The sequence below is a fragment of the Mesorhizobium sp. GbtcB19 genome, assembly GCF_019091085.1.
GTDB lineage: Bacteria > Pseudomonadota > Alphaproteobacteria > Rhizobiales > Rhizobiaceae > Mesorhizobium.
On sequence record NZ_JAGXJY010000025.1, the window covers coordinates 30,520 to 49,309 of the forward strand.

Annotated in this window: 14 protein-coding genes; 3 read left to right on the plus strand and 11 right to left on the minus strand. The window is 66.0% G+C overall.

The genetic code is table 11. The features are described 5' to 3' along the window. Positions 1–6 precede the first annotated feature (6 nt). The gene (gene argE / locus KVT37_RS28230) at positions 7–1,164 is read right to left on the minus strand and encodes an acetylornithine deacetylase (protein WP_217578299.1); all 1,158 of its coding nucleotides are present in this window, start codon (positions 1,162–1,164) and stop codon (positions 7–9) included. Positions 1,165–1,384: 220 nt separating this feature from the next. Here argE and KVT37_RS28235 point away from each other — a divergent pair, with 220 nt between their 5' ends. Next, a complete protein-coding gene (locus tag KVT37_RS28235; protein WP_217578300.1) occupies positions 1,385–3,454 on the plus strand; it encodes an NAD(P)-binding protein in 2,070 nt (689 codons plus the stop codon). A 52-nt stretch (positions 3,455–3,506) separates the two neighbouring features. Here the strand turns inward: KVT37_RS28235 and KVT37_RS28240 are convergent, their stop codons facing one another. Genes KVT37_RS28240 through KVT37_RS28260 form a run of 5 tightly spaced genes read right to left on the minus strand, consistent with a single transcriptional unit; the run spans position 3,507 to position 8,784 of the window. Then, on the minus strand, positions 3,507–4,613 hold the full coding sequence (locus KVT37_RS28240; RefSeq protein ID WP_217578301.1) for a class I SAM-dependent methyltransferase: 1,107 nt from the start codon (positions 4,611–4,613) through the stop codon (positions 3,507–3,509). Positions 4,614–4,625: 12 nt separating this feature from the next. Then, the gene (locus KVT37_RS28245) at positions 4,626–5,207 is read right to left on the minus strand and encodes a DUF3726 domain-containing protein (protein ID WP_217578302.1); all 582 of its coding nucleotides are present in this window, start codon (positions 5,205–5,207) and stop codon (positions 4,626–4,628) included. Continuing rightward, positions 5,204–6,859: a hypothetical protein gene (locus KVT37_RS28250; RefSeq protein WP_217578303.1), complete on the minus strand. Its 1,656-nt coding sequence runs from the start codon at positions 6,857–6,859 to the stop codon at positions 5,204–5,206. The genes KVT37_RS28245 and KVT37_RS28250 overlap by 4 nt, the downstream gene beginning before the upstream one ends. Next, on the minus strand, positions 6,856–7,860 hold the full coding sequence (locus tag KVT37_RS28255) for an Ldh family oxidoreductase (protein WP_217578304.1): 1,005 nt from the start codon (positions 7,858–7,860) through the stop codon (positions 6,856–6,858). The genes KVT37_RS28250 and KVT37_RS28255 overlap by 4 nt, the downstream gene beginning before the upstream one ends. A gap of 15 nt (positions 7,861–7,875) precedes the next feature. Continuing rightward, a complete protein-coding gene (locus tag KVT37_RS28260) occupies positions 7,876–8,784 on the minus strand; it encodes a LysR family transcriptional regulator (RefSeq protein WP_217578305.1) in 909 nt (302 codons plus the stop codon). A gap of 99 nt (positions 8,785–8,883) precedes the next feature. Between KVT37_RS28260 and KVT37_RS28265 the strand changes: the two genes are divergently transcribed. Then, positions 8,884–10,332 (plus strand): aldehyde dehydrogenase family protein, encoded by a 1,449-nt coding sequence (locus KVT37_RS28265; protein WP_217578306.1) that lies wholly within the window; start codon positions 8,884–8,886, stop codon positions 10,330–10,332. Then, a complete protein-coding gene (locus tag KVT37_RS28270) occupies positions 10,329–11,306 on the plus strand; it encodes a membrane dipeptidase (protein WP_217578307.1) in 978 nt (325 codons plus the stop codon). The genes KVT37_RS28265 and KVT37_RS28270 overlap by 4 nt, the downstream gene beginning before the upstream one ends. Positions 11,307–11,332: 26 nt before the next feature. On the opposite strand, the gene KVT37_RS28275 is transcribed toward KVT37_RS28270, so the two are convergent. The 5 genes from KVT37_RS28275 to KVT37_RS28295 are packed head-to-tail and all read right to left on the minus strand — an operon-like array spanning position 11,333 to position 18,745. Next, positions 11,333–12,148, minus strand: coding sequence for an NAD(P)-dependent oxidoreductase (locus KVT37_RS28275; protein WP_217578308.1), 816 nt, complete (start codon positions 12,146–12,148; stop codon positions 11,333–11,335). Positions 12,149–12,151: 3 nt separating this feature from the next. After that, on the minus strand, positions 12,152–13,354 hold the full coding sequence (locus KVT37_RS28280; RefSeq protein ID WP_217578309.1) for a pyridoxal phosphate-dependent aminotransferase: 1,203 nt from the start codon (positions 13,352–13,354) through the stop codon (positions 12,152–12,154). Beyond that, positions 13,354–14,985, minus strand: coding sequence for a hydantoinase B/oxoprolinase family protein (locus KVT37_RS28285; RefSeq protein ID WP_217578310.1), 1,632 nt, complete (start codon positions 14,983–14,985; stop codon positions 13,354–13,356). Before KVT37_RS28285 ends, KVT37_RS28280 begins: the two co-directional genes overlap by 1 nt. Continuing rightward, a complete protein-coding gene (locus KVT37_RS28290; protein ID WP_217578311.1) occupies positions 14,982–17,078 on the minus strand; it encodes a hydantoinase/oxoprolinase family protein in 2,097 nt (698 codons plus the stop codon). The genes KVT37_RS28285 and KVT37_RS28290 overlap by 4 nt, the downstream gene beginning before the upstream one ends. Then, the gene (locus tag KVT37_RS28295) at positions 17,075–18,745 is read right to left on the minus strand and encodes a thiamine pyrophosphate-binding protein (protein ID WP_217578312.1); all 1,671 of its coding nucleotides are present in this window, start codon (positions 18,743–18,745) and stop codon (positions 17,075–17,077) included. The genes KVT37_RS28290 and KVT37_RS28295 overlap by 4 nt, the downstream gene beginning before the upstream one ends. Positions 18,746–18,790 lie beyond the last annotated feature (45 nt).

The window sequence follows — 18,790 nt, forward strand, 5'->3', positions numbered from 1 at the left end:
CGAATATCACGGCCAGCCGTCGGTGAGCCGCGACAGCAGCCGCTCCAGCATCTCGTCGCAACGCCGCAACTGTTCGACGCTGACATATTCGTCCGGCTTGTGCCCCTGCGCCATGGATCCCGGCCCACAGACGACGGCCGGCGTGCCGAGATCGCGGCTGAACAATCCGCCTTCGGTGCCGAACGCGACTTTCATGGTGCTGTTGGCGCCGGTCAGCGATTTGACGAAGGCGACCGCTTCCGAGGTAGCCGGGGTGTCGAGGCCCGGATAGGTGTTGGTGATCTCGATGTCGATCGCGGCTTCGGGCGCGATCGAAGCGGCGTCGGCGGCAATGCGCGCAGCAGCTTCGCGCAGCCTGTCGAGAATGACGGCTGCATCGTCGGCGGCGACGTTGCGGATCTCGAACTCGACCTCGCAACGGTTGGGCACGATGTTGAGCGCCACGCCGGCATTGATCTTGCCGACATGGACGGTCGTGTAGGGAATGTCGTAGTCGCCGTCGCGCGCGCCTTCGCGGGCGAGCCGCTCCTGCTCGTCGCGCAAGGCGCGCACGAAATCGCAACCGAGATGGATGGCGTTGAGCGCCAGCGGCGCGAGCGCCGAATGGCCTTCGCGTCCCCTGCAGACGGCGCGCGCCGCAAGCTTGCCCTTGTGCCCGGTCGCCACCTGCATGTCGGTCGGTTCGCCGACGATGCATAGCAGCGGGCGTTGGGGGGCTGCGCTCAGCATCTCGATCAGGTCGCGCACGCCGAGACAGCCCACCTCCTCGTCATAGGAGAGCGCCAGATGCAAGGGCGTGCGAAGCGCCATCTTCGAGGCCTTGAGGCTGGCCGCGAGCGCCGAGGCGACGAAGCCCTTCATGTCCGCCGCACCGCGTCCGTAAAGCCTGCCGTCGCGCGCGGTCATCGCGAATGGCGGCAATGTCCAGTTCTGGCCGTCGACGGGCACGACGTCGGTATGACCGGACAGCATGATGCCGGGCCTGTCGGCCGGGCCGATGGTGGCGAAAAGATTGGCCTTGTGGCCGTCAGCGCTGTGGATGAGCCGGCTGGCGATGCCGTTCGCTCCGAGCAGCTCCGCAGCGTAGCCGATGAGGTCGAGGTTCGAGTCACGGCTCACCGTCGGGAAGGCGATCAGCCGCTCGAGTATCCTGATGCTGTCCATGTCTCCCGCCTCATTGTCGCAACCGGCTGTTTAGCATCGTGCTGCGCCGGCGCTGAAGTCGCATTTCGCTCAGCCCCGGTTCACCTGAGGCTAATCCACGCAAGCGCGATTAGGCGCGTCCTAATCCGCGCAGAAGAATTCCATAGTTTTCCCGCGCCGGCGCCAACTTATGAGTAATCTCCAAAGCGCCGGTGGTGCCGAGCCGGCAGGAGGAAGCTATATGCGCGACCCACGCTACGACATTCTGTTCGAGCCGATGAAGATCGGCCCGGTGACCGCCAAGAACCGTTTCTATCAGGTTCCGCATTGCAATGGCGGCGGCTATCGCGATCCGTCGGCCGCGGCCGAGATGCGCCGCATGAAGTCCGAAGGCGGATGGGGTGTCATCTTCACCGAGCAGACGGAGATGCATCACACCTCCGAGATCACGCCCTTCATCGAGCTCAGGCTGTGGGACGACGCCGACATTCCGGCTCTGGCCAAGATGGCCAAAGCCATGCACGAATATGGCGCGCTGGCCGGCATCCAGCTCGCCTATTCCGGCATCAACGGTCCCAATCTCTACACCAAGGAGGTGCCGCGCGGGCCGTCGGCGCTGCCGATCCGCACCTTCACCAACGATCCGGTGCAGGCGCGCGCCATGGACAGAGAGGATATCCGCGACCTGCGGCGATGGCACCGCAACGCCTTCAAGCGCGCGAAGCAGGCGGGCTTCGACCTGGTGTGCCTCTATGGCGCGCACGGCTTCGGCATCATCCAGCACTTCCTGTCCACCGCCACCAACCAGCGCAGCGACGAATATGGCGGCTCGCTGGAGAATCGCTCGCGGTTGATGCGCGAGCTGATCGAGGAAGGGCGCGACGCAATCGGCGACACGTGCGGCCTGACGCTCAGGCTGTCGCTGGACGAGATGATCGGCGAGCTCGGCTTCGCCAATTCGGAAGTCCGCGACATGATCGAGATGCATGCCGAGCTGCCGGATCTGTGGGACCTCGCCCACGGCGCCTGGGAGGATTGCTCGGGGCCGTCGCGTTTCAAGGAAGAGGCGGCGCAGGAAAGCCTCGTCTCCGGCATCAAGAAGCTGACCTCGAAGCCGGTCGTCGGCGTCGGCCGCTTCACCTCGCCCGATGTGATGGTGCGGATGATCAAGTCGGGCACGCTCGACTTCATCGGCTGCGCGCGCCCGTCGATCGCCGATCCCTTCCTGCCGAAAAAGGTCGAGGAGGGCCGCATCGAGGACATCCGCGAATGCATCGGCTGCAACATCTGCATCACCGGCGACATGACCATGTCGATCTCGCGCTGCACGCAGAATCCGACCTTCATGGAGGAATGGCGCAAGGGCTGGCATCCGGAGCGCATGCAGGCCAAGGGCGACAGCGACAGCGTGCTGATCGTCGGCGCCGGGCCAGCGGGGCTGGAGGCCGCCCGCGCGCTTGGCCTGCGCGGCTATCAGGTGGCCTTGGCGGAAGCGGGCACAGAGCTCGGCGGGCGCGTGGCGCGCGAATGCCTGCTGCCCGGCCTCTCGGCCTGGGGCAGGGTACGCGATTACCGGCAGTATCAGCTCGGCCAGATGCCGAATGTCGACATCTATTTCGAAAGCCGGCTGACGGCCGACGACATCCTGTCCTTCGGTTTCCAGAACGTCGCCATTGCGACCGGATCGACCTGGCGGCGCGACGGCGTCGCGCGCGCCCATGTCGTGCCGATGCCGATCGACGCCGCAATGCCGGTTTACACGCCCGACGATCTGATGGACGGCAAGGTGCCGGCCGGCAATGTCGTGCTGTTCGACGACGACCACTATTACATGGGCGGCGTGCTTGCCGAGCTGATGGCGCGCCGGGGCGCCAAGGTGACCTTGGTGACCCCTTCGGCCTATGTCTCGGACTGGACCCGCAACACGCTGGAGCAGGGGGCCATCCACCGTCGCCTGGCGGAGTTGGGCGTCGATATCGTCCTCAACAGGACCGTAACGAACATCGCGTCGGGCGGCGTCGTCACGGCCTGCGTGTACACCGGCGCGCGCCACGAGCTGACGGCCGATGCCGTCGTCCTGGTCACGTCGCGAAATCAGGATGATGCCATTTGGCGTGAGCTCAAGGCGAGAGAGAGCGAGTGGGCCGACAACGGCATCCGTTCGATCAAGGTCATCGGCGACGCCGAAGCGCCGGGACCGATCGCCTGGGCAACCTATGCCGGCCATCGCTTCGCCCGCGAACTGGACGAAGCCGATATCGGCGATGCCTTGCCTTTCCGGCGGGAGGTGACGGCGCTGGCGGCGGAATAGTCCGACGGTCGTGGCGGGATGGCAAGGACGAAGCCTGGCGCATGCCGGTCCGCTACGATTTGACGATCTCGGTTACACAATGGACGTAGTCCATGCGGTGATCTTCCGGCGTTCGGGCGACATCTGTTTCGTAGGCGTTGTAGAAATCGTCGATGATTGCCGAGCGCTCGCTGGCCGGACGCGAGGGATCGAGCGCGTTTGCAAAAACGGTCTCGGACCAGGAGCGCAGCGTCGGCACATAGGCCCTGGCGAAATCCTGCGCGTTGCGGTGGGTGCGGAACGCCCCGGCATAGGGGCAGGGCGTCACCATGGTGAACATCGTCTCCAGTCTTAGTCCGGCTTGCGACACGGAGGACGCGGGGTCGCGGAACGGCGCGGCGAACTCGTCCGGCGTCTTGTAGAATTGCTGGAACGTGGCGTTGACGTATTCCGTCTCGCTGATCCGCCCGGCGCGAAGCAGGTCGCGCCAATGGCGCGCGAAGCTGTCGAACATGTCGGCGCCCGTCGTATGGCCGAGATAGCGCCCTTCTTCATCGATGCAGAAATTGGCCAGCGCAAGCCTGCCGCCGGACCTGAGCTCGCGTGCCCTGGCAAGCAGGATCGTCTCCCAGTCGCGCAGGGCCTGGGCGCGAAACTGCCCGCGCTCGGCGTTACTCGCACCGACCGCCTGGACATGGTCGGCGATCATGCAGGGCCGCTTGCTGATCCAGTGCATCGCCGTGGCGGAGAAGCCGAACGAGAGCGAATTGTCCGGCACGATCTGGCGGTAGAAGCTGGTGCCGCTGCCGAAGATATAGAGGGCAGGGGTCTCGGCCAGAGGCACCTCGGTGCGGGTCCCAAGAAGTCCCTGGCTGAGCCGGAACAGGGTCGAGAAATCATTGTGCGGCAGGTCGGTGTAGGTGATCGATATGGCGCGATCCGGTTCCGTCGCCCGGATGGCGCCGACCAGACGCCGCATCATGTCCATCGAGGTGCCCCCGTCCGCCGCGCCGAAATCGGCGATCGCGAAAGGCTGGCCATCGGCCAGTCGGGGCATCCTGGCGACGGCCTCGACGACGAGGTCGCCGACCTTGTCGATGACGTATTTGGCGCCGACGGTGTTGGCCGAGTAGTAGCCCGCCCCACGCATGGCGATCTTTTGGCCGTCGGCTGCACTCATTTTCTTCTCCCTTTATTCATCGTCCACACGGCCTCCACCGGCTCCGCGGACGCGCGACCTCTCGCTTTCCGGCACATAGGTTCTGGCCGCGAAAGAATTCAGCGCCGCGAGCGTCCGCTCGTCGATCGCTCCACGCTGGCCCACGATTGGCTGTTCGATCTCGGCGCGGTTTTCGATGACGATGTCGGCCCGAGGCATCAGCAGCTTTGCAGGCCGCGCCACTTGCATGTTCGAGCGGCGCAGCATGGCGTCGAGCCAGATCGGCAAGCCGACATCCAGGATCGTCAGCGGCATCGCGTTCGCCGGAGGTGGATCGTCGAGCAGCAGGGCCGCGGCGCGGATGGGGCAGAGCGGCTTTTCGGCCGGCCAGTCGGCCTCGCCGCTCCGCCAGCGAGCAGCGCGGGCAGGATCGGGCGCCGCGAAGGATTGCGCGTTTTCGGCAAGGCTCAACATAGCTTCGCCCCAGTCGTTCTCTTCGCCCGCGATCCGCCTTGCCGCGCGGCCGATATCCTCTGCCAGTCCCCATGAAAATCCAGCGCCCCGCGCGGCCTTGGTGCTCAGCGTTTCCACCTCGTTGAGCGACAGGTCGATCACGCGACTTCTCCCGCCGGCGCCGCCGTGGCGACATCCTCGATCAGGGGCTCGCCGCTGAACAGCGCGATGCGCAGCCAGCGGTCGGAACGTGGGTCGAAACTGCGCGCGCCAAAGAAAGCGAGCTTGGCGCGCAATATGTCGACGGGGCGCAATTCAGCGCCGATCAGGTTGTCGTGGATTTCGGCATAGGGGAATCTGGCGACGATCTGGGCGCGCCGCACCGCGTGGCGCCATTCCGGCCGTCGCAGCAGGAAGTCCGCGACGCGGCTTGACGCCGGTTCGTTTGCAAGCGCCGCTGCCAGGCTGAGCGCGTCGCGCGCGGTGGCCAGGGGCTGTTCAAGCTCGGCGCCGTCCTCCTCGAAGCGCTCGCCGAGCCGCGGCTCGAGCTTCTCCGCTGAGACGTACCAGAAGCGCGCATTGGCGGCTCGCTGGGCGAAGTCGACGTTTGCCGCCCAGGAATAGCAGTCGAGAAGCGCCTGGCGGAGCGAACCGCAGGTGACGCTGCCGTCGATGCCATGGCCGGGCGTCTCGTCGGCCTTCATCGTGTCGCCGAGATCGTCGACCAGAGCGCCGTGCGGCTCGAGGATCAGCGAAACGCAGGCTTCCTGTCCCTCCAGCGAGAAGCGGTCTTCAGCGAAGCGATAGAGCGCGTCCCATGGGCGCGGCTTCGCCAGAAGCTGATCGAGATTTTCCGCCAGCGCGTCGAGATCGTCGGCGAGTGACCGGGTTGCGGCGGCCTGGCGGCTGTCGTCGCTGTGCCAGCGGGCAACGCGTTGGCGCAGGTCGGCGAGAGGGTTCGAAAGGGCGTTTCGTTCCACCGCGCCGGCCTGCTCTTCGGCGCGCACCCGCGCCAGTGCGGTTTCGCGGGCCAGGAACCAGCTGTGCGTCAGCAACGGATGGCGGACGAGGAAGGGAGCCATTCCCAGCCCCGTCGCGTTACCCACGCCGAGCGCCCGGCGCAAACCCGGCGCCAGCCTTGCCGCGCCGGCTGGATTGCGGCGATGCGCGATATGATCGACAAGGTCGAGCGTGAAGGACCGGATCAGCCAGACGGTGAGCATCTCGGCCTGGAAGGATCCGGCGAGCTCCGGACGCGAGGCGATCTCATCGCGATCGGCGATGCCGAACTTGCCGTTGCCGTAGACCGCCGTGGTGCGCAGCAGATAGCCGATGCCGAGCAGTTGCTCTTCATCCGGCTGTTGTCCCTGCGCCAGCGCTGAAGCCACTTCCTCGAACAACCGCACGCTCTTGTTGGCGCGCGCCAGCACGAGCTCGCGGCTGGTGTAGCGGCCTGCCTCCTGCAGGGGCGCATTGGCTTCCAGCCGGGCGATCTCGGCTGCGTCGGGCAATCCGTCGTAAAGCACGTAGCTGGTGTCCCAGGCCTGGGCGATCACCCGGTCGGACCGCTTCTCATCGTCGAGCGGCGTCGAGAACGCGACAAGGCTGTAGGTCCTTGCCGGTGTCTCGACCGCATAGACCGCGCGCCCGAACCCGCTGTCGTCCAGATCGAACCGGTCTTTGCGCACGCGCCATTGTTCCTTGGTGGCGCGGCGGATTAGCTGGCGCAGGAAACTGAGGCGGGTCGGATGCGCCGCGCCAAGCCGCTGCAGGCGCATGACCACCTCTGGCGGGCGCAACGCGATCGCCGTCATGCGGCGGTCCCTGCGAGCTTTTCGAGCGTGGCAAGCGTTTCCGCCGCCACCTCGATGCCCCCGCTTGTGTTGCGCTCACGCGCGCCGAAGCGCCTGGTGCCCGGAAGCCTCGCTTCGCCGGTGAAGGCGCCGGCGACGGTCTCCAGGTTGCCGGCGAACGCGCCCGCCGAAGTTGCCTCGGGCGAGACCGCCAGGAAGAACTGGCCGGTTCCAGGCGGGCCTCCGGCTGTGCCGGAGAAGGGGCTGGCGACAAGCCCGGGATTGGCGCCCGTCAGGCAGGCGGCGAAGATTTCCACCAGCAGCGCCGAGCCGACGCCCTTGTAGCCGCCCGCCGGCGCCATCGTACCTTTCAAGGCTTCGCCGGCGTCCGTGGTCGTCTCGCCGCTCGCGTCGAATGCCCAGCCGGGAGGAATCGGCTCGCCGGCGCGGGCCCGCTTGATGACCTCGCTCTTGGCGACGACGCTGGCGCTCTGATCGATGACCAAACGCGCGCCGCCCTGTCCATCCGGGACCGCCAGCGACCAGGGATTGGTGCCGACGGCGGCCTTGCGGCCACCCCAGGGTGCGATCGAGGCCGGCGCGTTGGTGAATCCCAAGCCGACCAGACCGTCCCGGGCGATACGTTCGGTGTGATAGCCAAGCGCGCCGCAATTGTAGGAGTTGCGGATGGCCAGTGCTGCCACGCCTTGCGATCGGGCCGCTTCGATGAGCGCGGGCAGGCCGGTGGCGATGGCCGCGTGGGCAAAGCCGTTGCCGGCATCGACGGCGACAACCGCCGGAGCCGGCCGCGTCAGGCGCGGCTCGGCCTGTCCCACAACCTTCCCGCAGGTCAGATGCTCGCAATAGGTCGGCAGATACATCAGGCCGTGCGACTTCAAGCCATCGCGTTCGGCCGCCGCGATGCCGGCGGCGAGCGCCTTGGCCTGCGCCTCGCTGGCGCCACGGCGCATGAGGGCTGTGCGGGCGAGCGTCTCGATCCGGCTTTGCGTCAGGCGTGTCATCCGGTCATCCACCCGTCAGGCAGCCGCATAGCCGAACTCTCCTTCGCCTGCCTGCGTCTGCAGGCGCATGCATTCGACGAACCGCAACGATGCCGGCTGCAGGTTCCGGCCCTCCTTTGCGATCCAGCCGACCGTGCGGCTCGAGCGCGGATCGGCAAGCGGAACGAAGCGCACGGCGTGGCTGCATTTCCAGCGGCAAAGCCGGGGCAGGATGGTGACTCCGAGCCCGGCCTCCACCATCGCCAAATTGGAGCTCACATTGGTAGCGGTGAGTTTCGAGCCGGCGGCAAGCGCATCGATCTCGGCAATGCCGAGCGCTTCGGCCGCGCCATTGCGGATGAAGCTCTCGCCTTCCAACTGCGCCCATTTCAACGGGCGCTTCGACTTCGCCAAGGGATGATCGACCGGGCAGACGAAATCCAGCGGCTCCTGGAACAGCGGCTCGAAACTGAGCTGCGGCCGCTTGGTCGCGAGCACGCACAGACCGATCTCGACCATGCCGTTTTCGACCGCCTCGACGATGGCGTTGGAATCGCTGTCGCGAACATGGATGTCGAACCGGCTGCCCTCGGCGCGAAGCTGGGCGATGGCGCGCGGCAGCAAGGTCACGGCGACCGACGGCACGCTGGCCACGTCGCAGCGTCCCTGCAGGTCCGCCGCGTAGCTGGTCATCGCCAGGCAGGCGCGATCGTAGTGGGCGATCATAGCGCGCGCCTCGTCGAGCACGATGCGGCCGACCTGCGAAAGCGCGCCCTTGCGCTCGCTCTCGAACAGCGGCGCGCCGATGTCGTCTTCCAGCTGTTTCAAGGTCATCGACACGGCGGATGGCGTGCGGCCGATCTGATCGGCGGCGGCGCGGACGCCGCCGGTCTCGCAGACCGCGACGAAGCTGCGCATGCCGGTCAGGCTGATGGTTTTGGTCACTGTTAAGCTTGCCTGAACATTTGTGCCAAAAATTTAGCTTGATTGAAGTTCACAGCATTGGTTAGGTCGTGTCAACCGAATTGATGCAGGTCGAGCAACATGCTGAACGGTCAGAACTTCGTTGCAGGCGAATGGCGCGACGGCGCCGACTGGGTCGAGGACGTCAACCCATCGGACGTGACCGACATCGTCGGTCGTTTCGCCCAGGCGCGGCCATCCGACATCCATGACGCCGTAGCAGCGGCCCAAAGCGCGCAGCGGGAATGGGCGGCGGCCGGGCTGGAAGCGAGGGCGGCTGTTCTCGACGCCGTCGGCCGCGAGTTGATGGCGCGCTCGAAGGAACTCGGCGAACTGCTTTCGCGCGAGGAGGGCAAGACCCTTCCCGAAGGCGTTGGTGAGGTTTTTCGCGCCGGGCAGTTCTTCACCTATTTCGCCGCCGAGGTGCTTCGCAATCTCGGCGCTTCGGCCGAGTCCGTCAGGGCCGGCGTGGATGTGCTGATCGAGCGCGAGCCGCTCGGCGTCGTCGCCGTCATATCGCCGTGGAATTTCCCCATCGCCACAGCGTCCTGGAAGATCGCGCCGGCGCTGGCTTTCGGCAATGCGGTGATCTGGAAGCCGGCCAGCATCACGCCGGCGAGCGCCTGGGCGCTGACCGAGATCATCAGCCGGCAGGCGATCCCGAAAGGATTGTTCAGCCTGGTCATGGGATCGGGATCGACGATCGGTCGCGAGCTCGCCGCCAATGCCGACATCCAGGGCTTGAGCTTCACCGGATCCGGCGCCGTCGGCTCCGGGATCGCGGCGCTGGCCGCCGCGCGCTTCGTGAAGCTGCAGCTCGAAATGGGATCGAAGAACCCGTTCGTCGTCATGGACGACGCCGACCTCGACCGCGCGGTCGATTTGGCGGTGAACGGCGCCTTCGGCGGCACGGGACAGAAATGCACGGCGTCTTCTCGACTGATTGTCCACCGGCCGGTGCATGATGCCTTCGTCGAAAAGCTGCTGGCCAAAACCAAGGCGCTGAAAGTCGGCCATGCCCTGGAAGCCGGCGTCCAGATGGGACCGGTCGTCAGCGCCGAACAGCTCGCTGCCAATCTCGACTATGTGACGCTCGGCAAAAGCGAAGGCGCCGAGCTTGCGACCGGCGGCGTGTCGCTCGATCTCGCACATAAGGGGCATTACATGGCGCCCACCGTGTTTCTGAATGGCCGCTCGCGCATGCGTATTAACCAGGAGGAGATGTTCGCGCCGATAACATGCGTCATGACCGCCGACGATCTCGACGAGGCGATCGTGCTGGCCAACGACACGCCCTATGGGCTTACGGCCGGCGTCGCCACGCGCTCGCTGGCGCGCGCGACGAAATTCCGCCACGCCTCGCGTTCGGGCTGCGTCATGGTCAACTTGGCGACCGCCGGCACCGACTATCACGTGCCGTTCGGTGGCGTGCGCGCCTCAAGCTACGGCCCGCGCGAGCAGGGACGTTCGGCGGTCGAGTTCTACACCCAGGTCAAGACATCCTACATCCATGCGGGCGCGGCCGAATGACCGCCGACGCGCCTCGAGTGCTCATCGACGGGTTGCAATACTGCAACTGGTCGCGCGAGATTTTTCTCGAGATGCGCCAGGGCGGGCTGACCGCGGTCCACGCCACGGTCGGCTATCACGAAGGTTTTCGCGAGACGGTGCACCGCCTCGTCGATTGGCGCACGCGCTTCCGCGACAATGAGGATCTGATCCTTCTGGCGCGCGACAGTGGCGACATCGAGCGGGCGCGCGCCTCGAACCGGACAGCGATCTTTCTCGGGCTGCAGAACCCGATGCCGATGGAAGACGATATCGGCCTGATCGAAATGCTGTTCGATCTCGGCATCCGCTTCATGCAGCTCACCTACAACAACCAGTCGCTGCTCGGCTGCGGCTGGATGGAGAAGGAGGACAGTGGCGTCACGCGGATGGGGCGCGAGGCGATCGCCGAGATGAACCGTCTCGGCATGATCATCGACCTGTCACATGCCGGCGAGCGGACCACGCTGGAAACGATCGCGCTGTCGCAACGGCCGGTGGTCATCAGCCACGCCAACCCGCGCTGGCTGCGCGACAGCAACCGCAATGTGTCGAGGGCCGTCCTGCAGGCGCTGCGCGCAAGAGAGGGCCTGCTCGGCCTTTCGCTCTACCCGCTGCATCTTCCGAACGGCTCGGACACGACGCTCAATCAATTTGGCAAGATGGCCAAGGAAGCGGCTGAAATCATGGGAGCGGAGCATCTCGGTATCGGCTCGGATCTCTGCCAGGGCCAGCCCGACAGCGTCGTGCGCTGGATGCGCGAGGGCCGCTGGACCCGCGAGATACAGGCAGCCGCGAGCTTTCCGGCGCAGACGTCTTGGTTCGGATCGAACCTCGATTTCCCAGGGCTTTCGAACGGCCTGCTCTCTGCGGGTCTAAGCAAGGCCGAAGCCGCGCTTGTGCTCGGCGGCGCCTGGCATCGCTTCCTCGAAGCCAGCCTGCCTTCCGGCGGCTGACCGAGGGGGACGTCGAACTTGCCGCGTTACTCTGCCGGCTTGTCGTCCGGGTGCCCAAGCTCGCAGAACCAGCCGCCGAGATATTTCACCGAGGGCTTCTTCGGATCGGGAACAGCGGTCTTCGCCTCGACGGCGGCGCGGAACGGCTCGGCGCTGTCCTGTGGGATAAATCCAAGATGGTCCGCGCCGCTGTTGTCGACCATCTTCAGCTTGTTGTCGGAGATGCCGAAGGAGATGGTGTGGCCGACGCGCGGCGCGGTCAGCGATGCTTCGACCAGCCGCACGCAGTCGGCGAAGGAGAGGTACGACCACAGCATGCGCCGGTCGGCCGGTTCGGGGAAGGATGAGAAGATGCGCAGGCACACCGTCTCGATGCCGAACTTATCCCAATAGAGCCTGCTGAGGCTCTCGACGAAATTCTTCGACACGCCATAGAGGCTGTCGGGGCGCACCGGCGCGTCGACGCCAATATGCGCCTCGATCTCGTGATAGCCGATTGCATGCACGGAGGAGGCGTAGATGACACGCTTCACGCCGTGTTTCCGGGCGCCTTCATAGATGTGGTAGGAGCCGCGGATGCTGGAATCGAGGATCTTTTGCCATTCGCATTCGAGCGGCGCGCCGCCGAAATGCACGATCGCGTCGCAGTCCTTGGTCGCCGCGATCGTCGCTTCCATGTCGGCGAGGTCGAAGACCGCTTCTTCCTCGTGAGGCGCAAGATCGCTGAAGGGTTCGCGGCCTGCCAGGCGGATTGTCTTCGCCAGCGGCACCAGCCCCTTGCGCAATTGCGAGCCGAGCCGGCCGGCGGCGCCCGTGATCAGGATACGTTCGTAATGCGGCATGCTTTACTCCACTTGCGCGACGGCGGCATTGATCCGCGCGATCGCTTCGGTCAGCACCTCTTCGCTGGTCGCGGTCGAGATGCGGAAATAGGGTGACAGTCCATAGGCGACGCCGGGCACCGACGCCACCCGGCCTTCATTGAGAAGGTAGTTCGACACGGCCGCGTCATCGTCCAGCACCGCGCCCCCGGGCGTCTTGCGGCCGATCAGGCTGGCGCAGCCGATATAGGCGTAGAAGGCGCCCTCCGGCGGCGACAGCGTCAGGCCGTTGATCTTGCGGATGCCGTCGACGACCAGGTCGCGGCGCCTCTCGAAAGCCTGGCGGAAACGCCCGACCTCGTCCTGCGGGCCGTTGAGCGCGGCGACTGTCGCGGCCTGGGCAATCGAGCACACCGAGGTGCAGGACTGGCTCTGGATCGTCGACATCGCCTTGAGCAGCGGCGCCGGTCCGGCCGCATAGCCGACGCGCCAGCCGGTCATCGCATAAGATTTCGACACGCCGTTGACGATCAGCGTGCGGTCCTTGAGCCCGGGGCAGGCCTTGCCGAAGGAGACGAATTCGCGCCCGTCGAACAAGATGTGCTCATAGATCTCGTCGGACAGGATCAGCACCTGCGGATGCTTCGCCAGCACCGCGCCCAGCGCCTTCAGGTCGGACTCAGAGTAAACCGCGCCGGACGGGTTGCCCGGCATGTTGAGGAACAGCCACTTCGTCCGTGGCGTGATCGCCTTTTCGAGCAGCGCCGGCGTCAGCCGGAAGCCGGTGGTCTCCGGGCATTCGACGACGACCGGCGTGCCGCCGAGCAGCTTCACCATTTCCGGGTAGGAAACGAAGTAGGGCGCCGGCAGGATCGCCTCGTCGCCGCTCTCCAGCGTCGCCATCAGCGCGTTGAAGATGATCTGCTTGGCGCCGTTGGCCACCACGATGTCGTCGGCGGTGTAGTCCAGCCCGTTCTCGCGGCGGAATTTTCCCGCGATGGCTTCGCGCACTTCCAGCGTGCCGGCAGCGGCCGTGTAGAGCGTCTGGCCGGCCTTCGCGGCGAAATGCGCGGCATCGATGATGTGGAGCGGCGTCGGAAAATCGGGCTCGCCGAGCCCAAGGTCGATCACGTCGACGCCCTTGGCCCGCAACGCCTTGGCTGCCTGCGAGGCCGCCATCGAGGCCGAGGGCTTCACCACCGAGAGGCGCGAGGCAACATAGCTCATCAGTCGTTCTCCGTGATGTAACCCTTGGATCGATCGTTCGCCTGCGCGGCAGCGCTGCGTTTGGCGGGATCGCCATAGCCGCCGCCGCCCGGCAATTCCAGGATCAGCCTGCGCCCGGCCGGCACATGCTGCCAGCCTTTTGGACGCATCTTCGTGCCGTCGTCGAGCTTGACCACACCGGCGACGCCGGGCTTGCCGCCATTGCGCCCGTGGGCCGGATGGTTGACGCGGTCGAACATGGCGGAAAAATCGAACTCGTGGTCGTCGGTCGCGGCGATCTCGATGACCTGTCCGAGGCCGCCGCGGAACTCGCCGTCTCCGCCGGAATCGGGCCGCAGCTCCTTGCGCCAGATGACGATCGGACCGGTATGCTCGGTCGCCTCGATCGGCATTGTGTGCACGCCGGACGGGAAAGCCGTCGCCGACAGGCCGTCGAGCTCGGGGCGGGCGCCCATGCCGCCGGAATTGAACATCAGCACTTCGGCGCGGCGGCCGGATGCGCCGGCGACAGGACGCGCCGAGATGTGGATGTTCCACAGCGCTCCTGCGCCCTCGGCGAGGATTTTTCCCGGCAACGCCTTGGAGAACGCCCCCAGCACCAGATCGGGAACCATGTGGCCGAAAATGTGCCGGAGCGCCACCGGCGCCGGCCGCACGGCGTTGAGGATGTTGATGGGTGACGTCACGGTGAAGAAGGCGAGCGAGGCGGCATTGTTGGGGATGTCCGGCGCCACCATGCATTTCAGCGCATAGCAGGCATAGGCCTTGCTGTAGATGATCGGGCAGTTGATGCCCCAGCGGCTCATCGGGTCGGTGCCGGTGAAGTCGACCTCGACATGGTCGTCGCGCACCGAAACGGTCGCCGCCAGCTTCACCGGCTCGTCGTAACCGTCGGTCACCAGCTCGTTCGACCAGCTTCCCTTGGGCAGCGCCTCGATCCGTTCCAGCATGGCGTCGCGGGTGCGCGAGAAGATGAAGTCGCCGAGGCCGTCGAGCGAGGAGAGGCCGATCTCCTTCATCATGTCGACGAGGCGGCGGTGGCCGACCTCGTTGCAGGCGGCAAGCGAATAGAAGTCGCCGACCACCTGGTTCGGCTCGCGGACATTGGCGCGCAGGATGCGGACGAGGTCGAGATTGACCTTGCCCTTTTCCGCGAACTTCATGATCGGGATCTGGATGCCTTCCTCATAGACCGACTTGCCGTCGGCGCCGAAGCCGCGGCCGCCGACATCGACGACATGCGCCGTGCAGGCGAAGAAGGCGACGAGCTCGCCATTCAGGAAGGACGGCGACACCATGGTGATGTCGTGCAAATGGCCGGTGCCGAGCCAAGGATCGTTGGTGACATAGGTGTCGCCCTCGAACATCTCCTCGCGCGGGATTGCGTTCATGAAATGCAGCACGGCTTCGGCCATGGTGTTGACATGGCCGGGCGTGCCGGTGACCGCCTGCGCCAGCATCTGGCCGCGCGGATCGAACACGCCGGCCGACAGGTCGCCGGATTCGCGCACCGAGGTGGAGAAGGCGGTGCGCAGCAAGGTCAGCGCCTGCTCTTCCACCACCGAGATCAATCGGTTCCACATGACCTGCATACGGATTTCGCCGATGCTGTTCGTGCTTGGGTCGCTCATGCCTGGCTGCCTTTGCGGATCAGGAGGATGGCGCCGTCGCTCTGGATGACGGCGTCGAAGCTGGTGGTGACGACGGTGGACGTCTCGCGCTCGACAATGACGGCTGGACCGGCGACACGGTCGCCGGCGCAAAGCATGTCGCGCTCGACAATGCCGTAGGTCTGTGGCGCGCCAGTCGCCGGGTCGAAGACGGCGCGGGTGGTGGCCGGTTGGCTCGTCTTCTTGCCGGCGATCAGCTCGTGTCGCGCGACGGCAGGGCGAACATCGGTCGCCTTCACCGACCAGGTGACGATCTCGATCTCGAGCCCGTCGAGGCCTTCGATGGCGCGGCCGAAGAAGCGCTGGTAGTTCGTCTCGAACAGTTCCTTGAGCTTCGCCACCGCATCGTCGCCGAACGGCTCGTCCGCCAGCGGCACGGGGATTTCCCAGCCCTGGCCGGCATAGCGCATGAAAGCCGTGATCTCGCACACGATCCTGCCGCTGGCGCCGCTGCGGACAAAACCCTCGGCGGAGGCTTTGAGGTCGGCGAGCAGGGCATTCACTTCCGCCGGCTTGAAGCGCGACAGGCGCGTCAACTTCGAGGCCAGTGCCTCATAGCCGAACGGCGCCTTGAGGAAGCCGATCGCCGAGCCGACGCCGGCGCCGCGCGGCACGATGCACTGGTCGATGCCGAGCTTTTCGCAAAGCCTTGCAGCGTGCAGGGGTGCTGCGCCGCCAAAGGCGATCATCAGATTGTCTGAAATGTTTTTGCCGTTCTCAACGGCATGGACGCGGGCGGCGTTGGCCATATTCTCGTCGACCACCTCGCAAATGCCGAAGGCCGTCGACATGGCATTCAGCGACAGGCGCTCGCCGACATCGCGCAGGATGGCCTGCTCGGATGCGGATGTGTCGAGCTTGATCGCGCCACCGGCGAAATTGTCGGGGTCGAGCTTGCCGAGCACGAGGTCGGCGTCGGTGATCGCCGGGCGCTTGCCGCCGCGGCCGTAGCAGGCCGGGCCGGGTTCCGAGCCGGCGCTTTCCGGCCCGGTCTGGATGCGGCCCATGGCGTCGACCCAGGCGATGGAGCCGCCGCCGGCGCCGATCTCGATCATCTCGATCACCGGGATCGAGATCGGCATGCCCGAGCCTTTCGAGAAGCGGTAGGTGCGCGCCACCTCGAACGTCCGCGCCGTGCGCGGCGCAAAATCCTCGATCAGGCAGATCTTGGCGGTGGTGCCGCCCATGTCGTAGGAGACGACCTTCTCCAGGCCGAAGCGCCGGGCAATGTCGGCGGCGAAGATGGCGCCGCCGGCCGGGCCGGATTCGACCAACCGTACAGGAAATTCCGACGCGGTCTCAACCGAGATCAGGCCGCCGCCGGAATGGATCATGAAAACCGGGCAGTCGGCGCCCATGTCCTTCAAGCGCGTCTGCAAACGGGCGAGATAGTCGGCCATCTGCGGCCGCACATAGGCGTTGGCGCAGACCGTGTTGAAGCGCTCGAACTCGCGCATCTGCGGCGAGACCTCGGCGCTGATCGAAATCGGGATCCTGAGTTTCCGGGAAAGGATTTCGCGCGCGCGGCGCTCGTGGTCCGGATTGGCATAGGCATGAATGAAGCCGATCGCCACCGAGCCGAAATTGCCGGCCGCGATCCGACCGGCGATCTCCTCGAGGGCGGCTTCGTCGAGAGCCTGCAGTTCCTGGCCCTCGGCGCCGATGCGGCCCTTGACGGTAAAACGGTCCTCGCGCGGGATCAGCGGCTTGGGCAGTTGCAGGTTCAAGTCGTACTGTTCGAAGCGGTTCTCCGTGCGCATCTCGATCACATCGCGGAACCCTTCCGTCGTGACCAGCGCGGTCCTGGCGCCGCGCCGTTCGATCAGCGCGTTGGTGGCAAGCGTCGTGCCGTGGATGATGATGCCGATCTCGGCGGCCGAAATTCCGGCGTCGCGGATGACCACGTCAATGCCGTCGAGGATCGCCTGCTCGGGTGCGGAATAATTGGTCAGCACCTTGGTCGAGAACATCGTTCCCCTGACGTCGAGGGCGATGTCGGTGAAGGTGCCGCCGATGTCCGCGCCAAGGCGGATGTCGTCTGATCTGGAGGTCATGCCTTGGCCTTCTGGGAAGCGAGCGCGGCGTCGCGCATCTGGGAGAGGGTCTGCCGGGGCGTCAGCGCTTCGGGCGAGATGGCGATGTCGAGGACCGCGCCGGTCGTGGAGTTCAGCGCCCGCTCGAACGCCGCGGCGAAATCCTGCGTCGCCTCGACGCGCTCGGCGTGGAAGCCGTAGGCCTTGGCCAGCGCCACGAAGTCGGGGTTTTCGAGCGACGTACCGGAGACGCGCGCCGGATAGTTACGCTCCTGATGCGCGCGGATCGTGCCATAGATGCCGTTGTTGATGATCAGCACGATCGGCTGCGCGCCCGCCTGCATGGCGGTGCCGAGTTCCTGGCAATTCATCTGGAAGTCGCCGTCGCCGGCGAAGCAGACGACCGTGCGCTGAGGATACGCGACCTTGGCGGCGATCGCAGCCGGCAGGCCGTAGCCCATGGCGCCGGATTGCGGCGCAAGCAGTCGCGCCTCAGGCCCGAACTTGAAGAACTTGTTCGGCCATACGGTGAAGTTACCGGCGCCGTTGGTGAGGATGACATCGGCCGGCAAGGTCGCGCGCAGCCAGGCGCTGACCGCGACCATGTCGACAGGGCCGGGCTGGACGGGCGCGGTGAAGGTGCCTTCATAGGCCTTGCGCGCCGTGGCGCGCCAGTCGGCCCAGGCACCCTTCACCGGCGTCAGCGCCTTGGCGAAGGCATTCGGGCCGGCATGGATGCCGATCGTGGGCACATAGATTTTGCCGATCTCGCGATCGGAGCCGTGGATATGAATCAACTTCTGACGCGGCACGGGCACGGAAAGCAGCGTGTAGCCGTCGGTCGTCATCTCGCCGAAGCGGACATTGACGGCCAGGATCACGTCCGCGTCGCTGATCAGCTTCCTGACATGCGCCATCATGCCGACGCCGGCTTCGCCGACGAAGACAGGCGAATGGTTGTCGAACTGGTCCTGGTAACGGAAGGCGGCGACGACGGGAATGTTGGAAGTTTCGGCGAAAGCCTGGAGTGCCGCACGTCCGCCCGCCGTCCAGTTGGCGCCGCCCATGAGCAGCACCGGCCTCTCGGCGGCAGCCAGCATATCGAGTGTCGACGCGATTGCCGCCTGCGACGGAGCCGCTTCGAAAATCGAAGCAGGACCGTTGAGTGGCGCGGCCTCGGTCAAGGTGGTCAGCATGTCCTCCGGCAGCGCAACGACGACGGGACCTGGACGCCCGGTCAGGGCGGTGGTCCAGGCGCGCGCCACGATCTCGGGCAGCCGCGAGACGTCGTCGATCTCGACGGCCCATTTGGCGACGGTTCCGTAGACGGCGCGGTAGTCGATCTCCTGAAAAGCCTCGCGGCCTTTCATGTCGGTGCCGACCTGGCCGACGAACAGGATCATCGGCGAGCTGTCCTGCATCGCGGTGTGGACGCCGATGCTGGCATTGGTCACGCCCGGGCCACGGGTGACGAAGCAGATGCCGGGCGATCCCGTCAGCTTGCCATAGGCGGAGGCCATGAAGGCCGCGCCGCCTTCGTTGCGGCAGAGCACATAGTCCAGCCTGCCATGGGTGTCATGCAGCGCGTCGAGAACGGCCAGATAGCTTTCGCCGGGAACGCCGAAGCTCTTGGTCGCGCCCAAGGCGATCAGGCACTCGACAAGAAGGTGACCGCCATTGCGGACCATGCTTCGACATCCTCTCAAGCTGGCGGCAAGCGGACCGAGCCTGCC

What these genes read in the sequence shown, in the direction of transcription:
- argE (WP_217578299.1), bottom strand. Translation starts at nt 1,164, where the DNA reads ATGGACAGCATCAGGATACTCGAGCGGCTGATCGCCTTCCCGACGGTG.
- KVT37_RS28265 (WP_217578306.1), top strand. Translation starts at nt 8,884, where the DNA reads ATGCTGAACGGTCAGAACTTCGTTGCAGGCGAATGGCGCGACGGCGCC.
- KVT37_RS28235 (WP_217578300.1), top strand. Translation starts at nt 1,385, where the DNA reads ATGCGCGACCCACGCTACGACATTCTGTTCGAGCCGATGAAGATCGGC.
- KVT37_RS28250 (WP_217578303.1), bottom strand. Translation starts at nt 6,859, where the DNA reads ATGACGGCGATCGCGTTGCGCCCGCCAGAGGTGGTCATGCGCCTGCAG.
- KVT37_RS28285 (WP_217578310.1), bottom strand. Translation starts at nt 14,985, where the DNA reads ATGAGCGACCCAAGCACGAACAGCATCGGCGAAATCCGTATGCAGGTC.
- KVT37_RS28295 (WP_217578312.1), bottom strand. Translation starts at nt 18,745, where the DNA reads ATGGTCCGCAATGGCGGTCACCTTCTTGTCGAGTGCCTGATCGCCTTG.
- KVT37_RS28280 (WP_217578309.1), bottom strand. Translation starts at nt 13,354, where the DNA reads ATGAGCTATGTTGCCTCGCGCCTCTCGGTGGTGAAGCCCTCGGCCTCG.
- KVT37_RS28240 (WP_217578301.1), bottom strand. Translation starts at nt 4,613, where the DNA reads ATGAGTGCAGCCGACGGCCAAAAGATCGCCATGCGTGGGGCGGGCTAC.
- KVT37_RS28290 (WP_217578311.1), bottom strand. Translation starts at nt 17,078, where the DNA reads ATGACCTCCAGATCAGACGACATCCGCCTTGGCGCGGACATCGGCGGC.
- KVT37_RS28255 (WP_217578304.1), bottom strand. Translation starts at nt 7,860, where the DNA reads ATGACACGCCTGACGCAAAGCCGGATCGAGACGCTCGCCCGCACAGCC.
- KVT37_RS28270 (WP_217578307.1), top strand. Translation starts at nt 10,329, where the DNA reads ATGACCGCCGACGCGCCTCGAGTGCTCATCGACGGGTTGCAATACTGC.
- KVT37_RS28275 (WP_217578308.1), bottom strand. Translation starts at nt 12,148, where the DNA reads ATGCCGCATTACGAACGTATCCTGATCACGGGCGCCGCCGGCCGGCTC.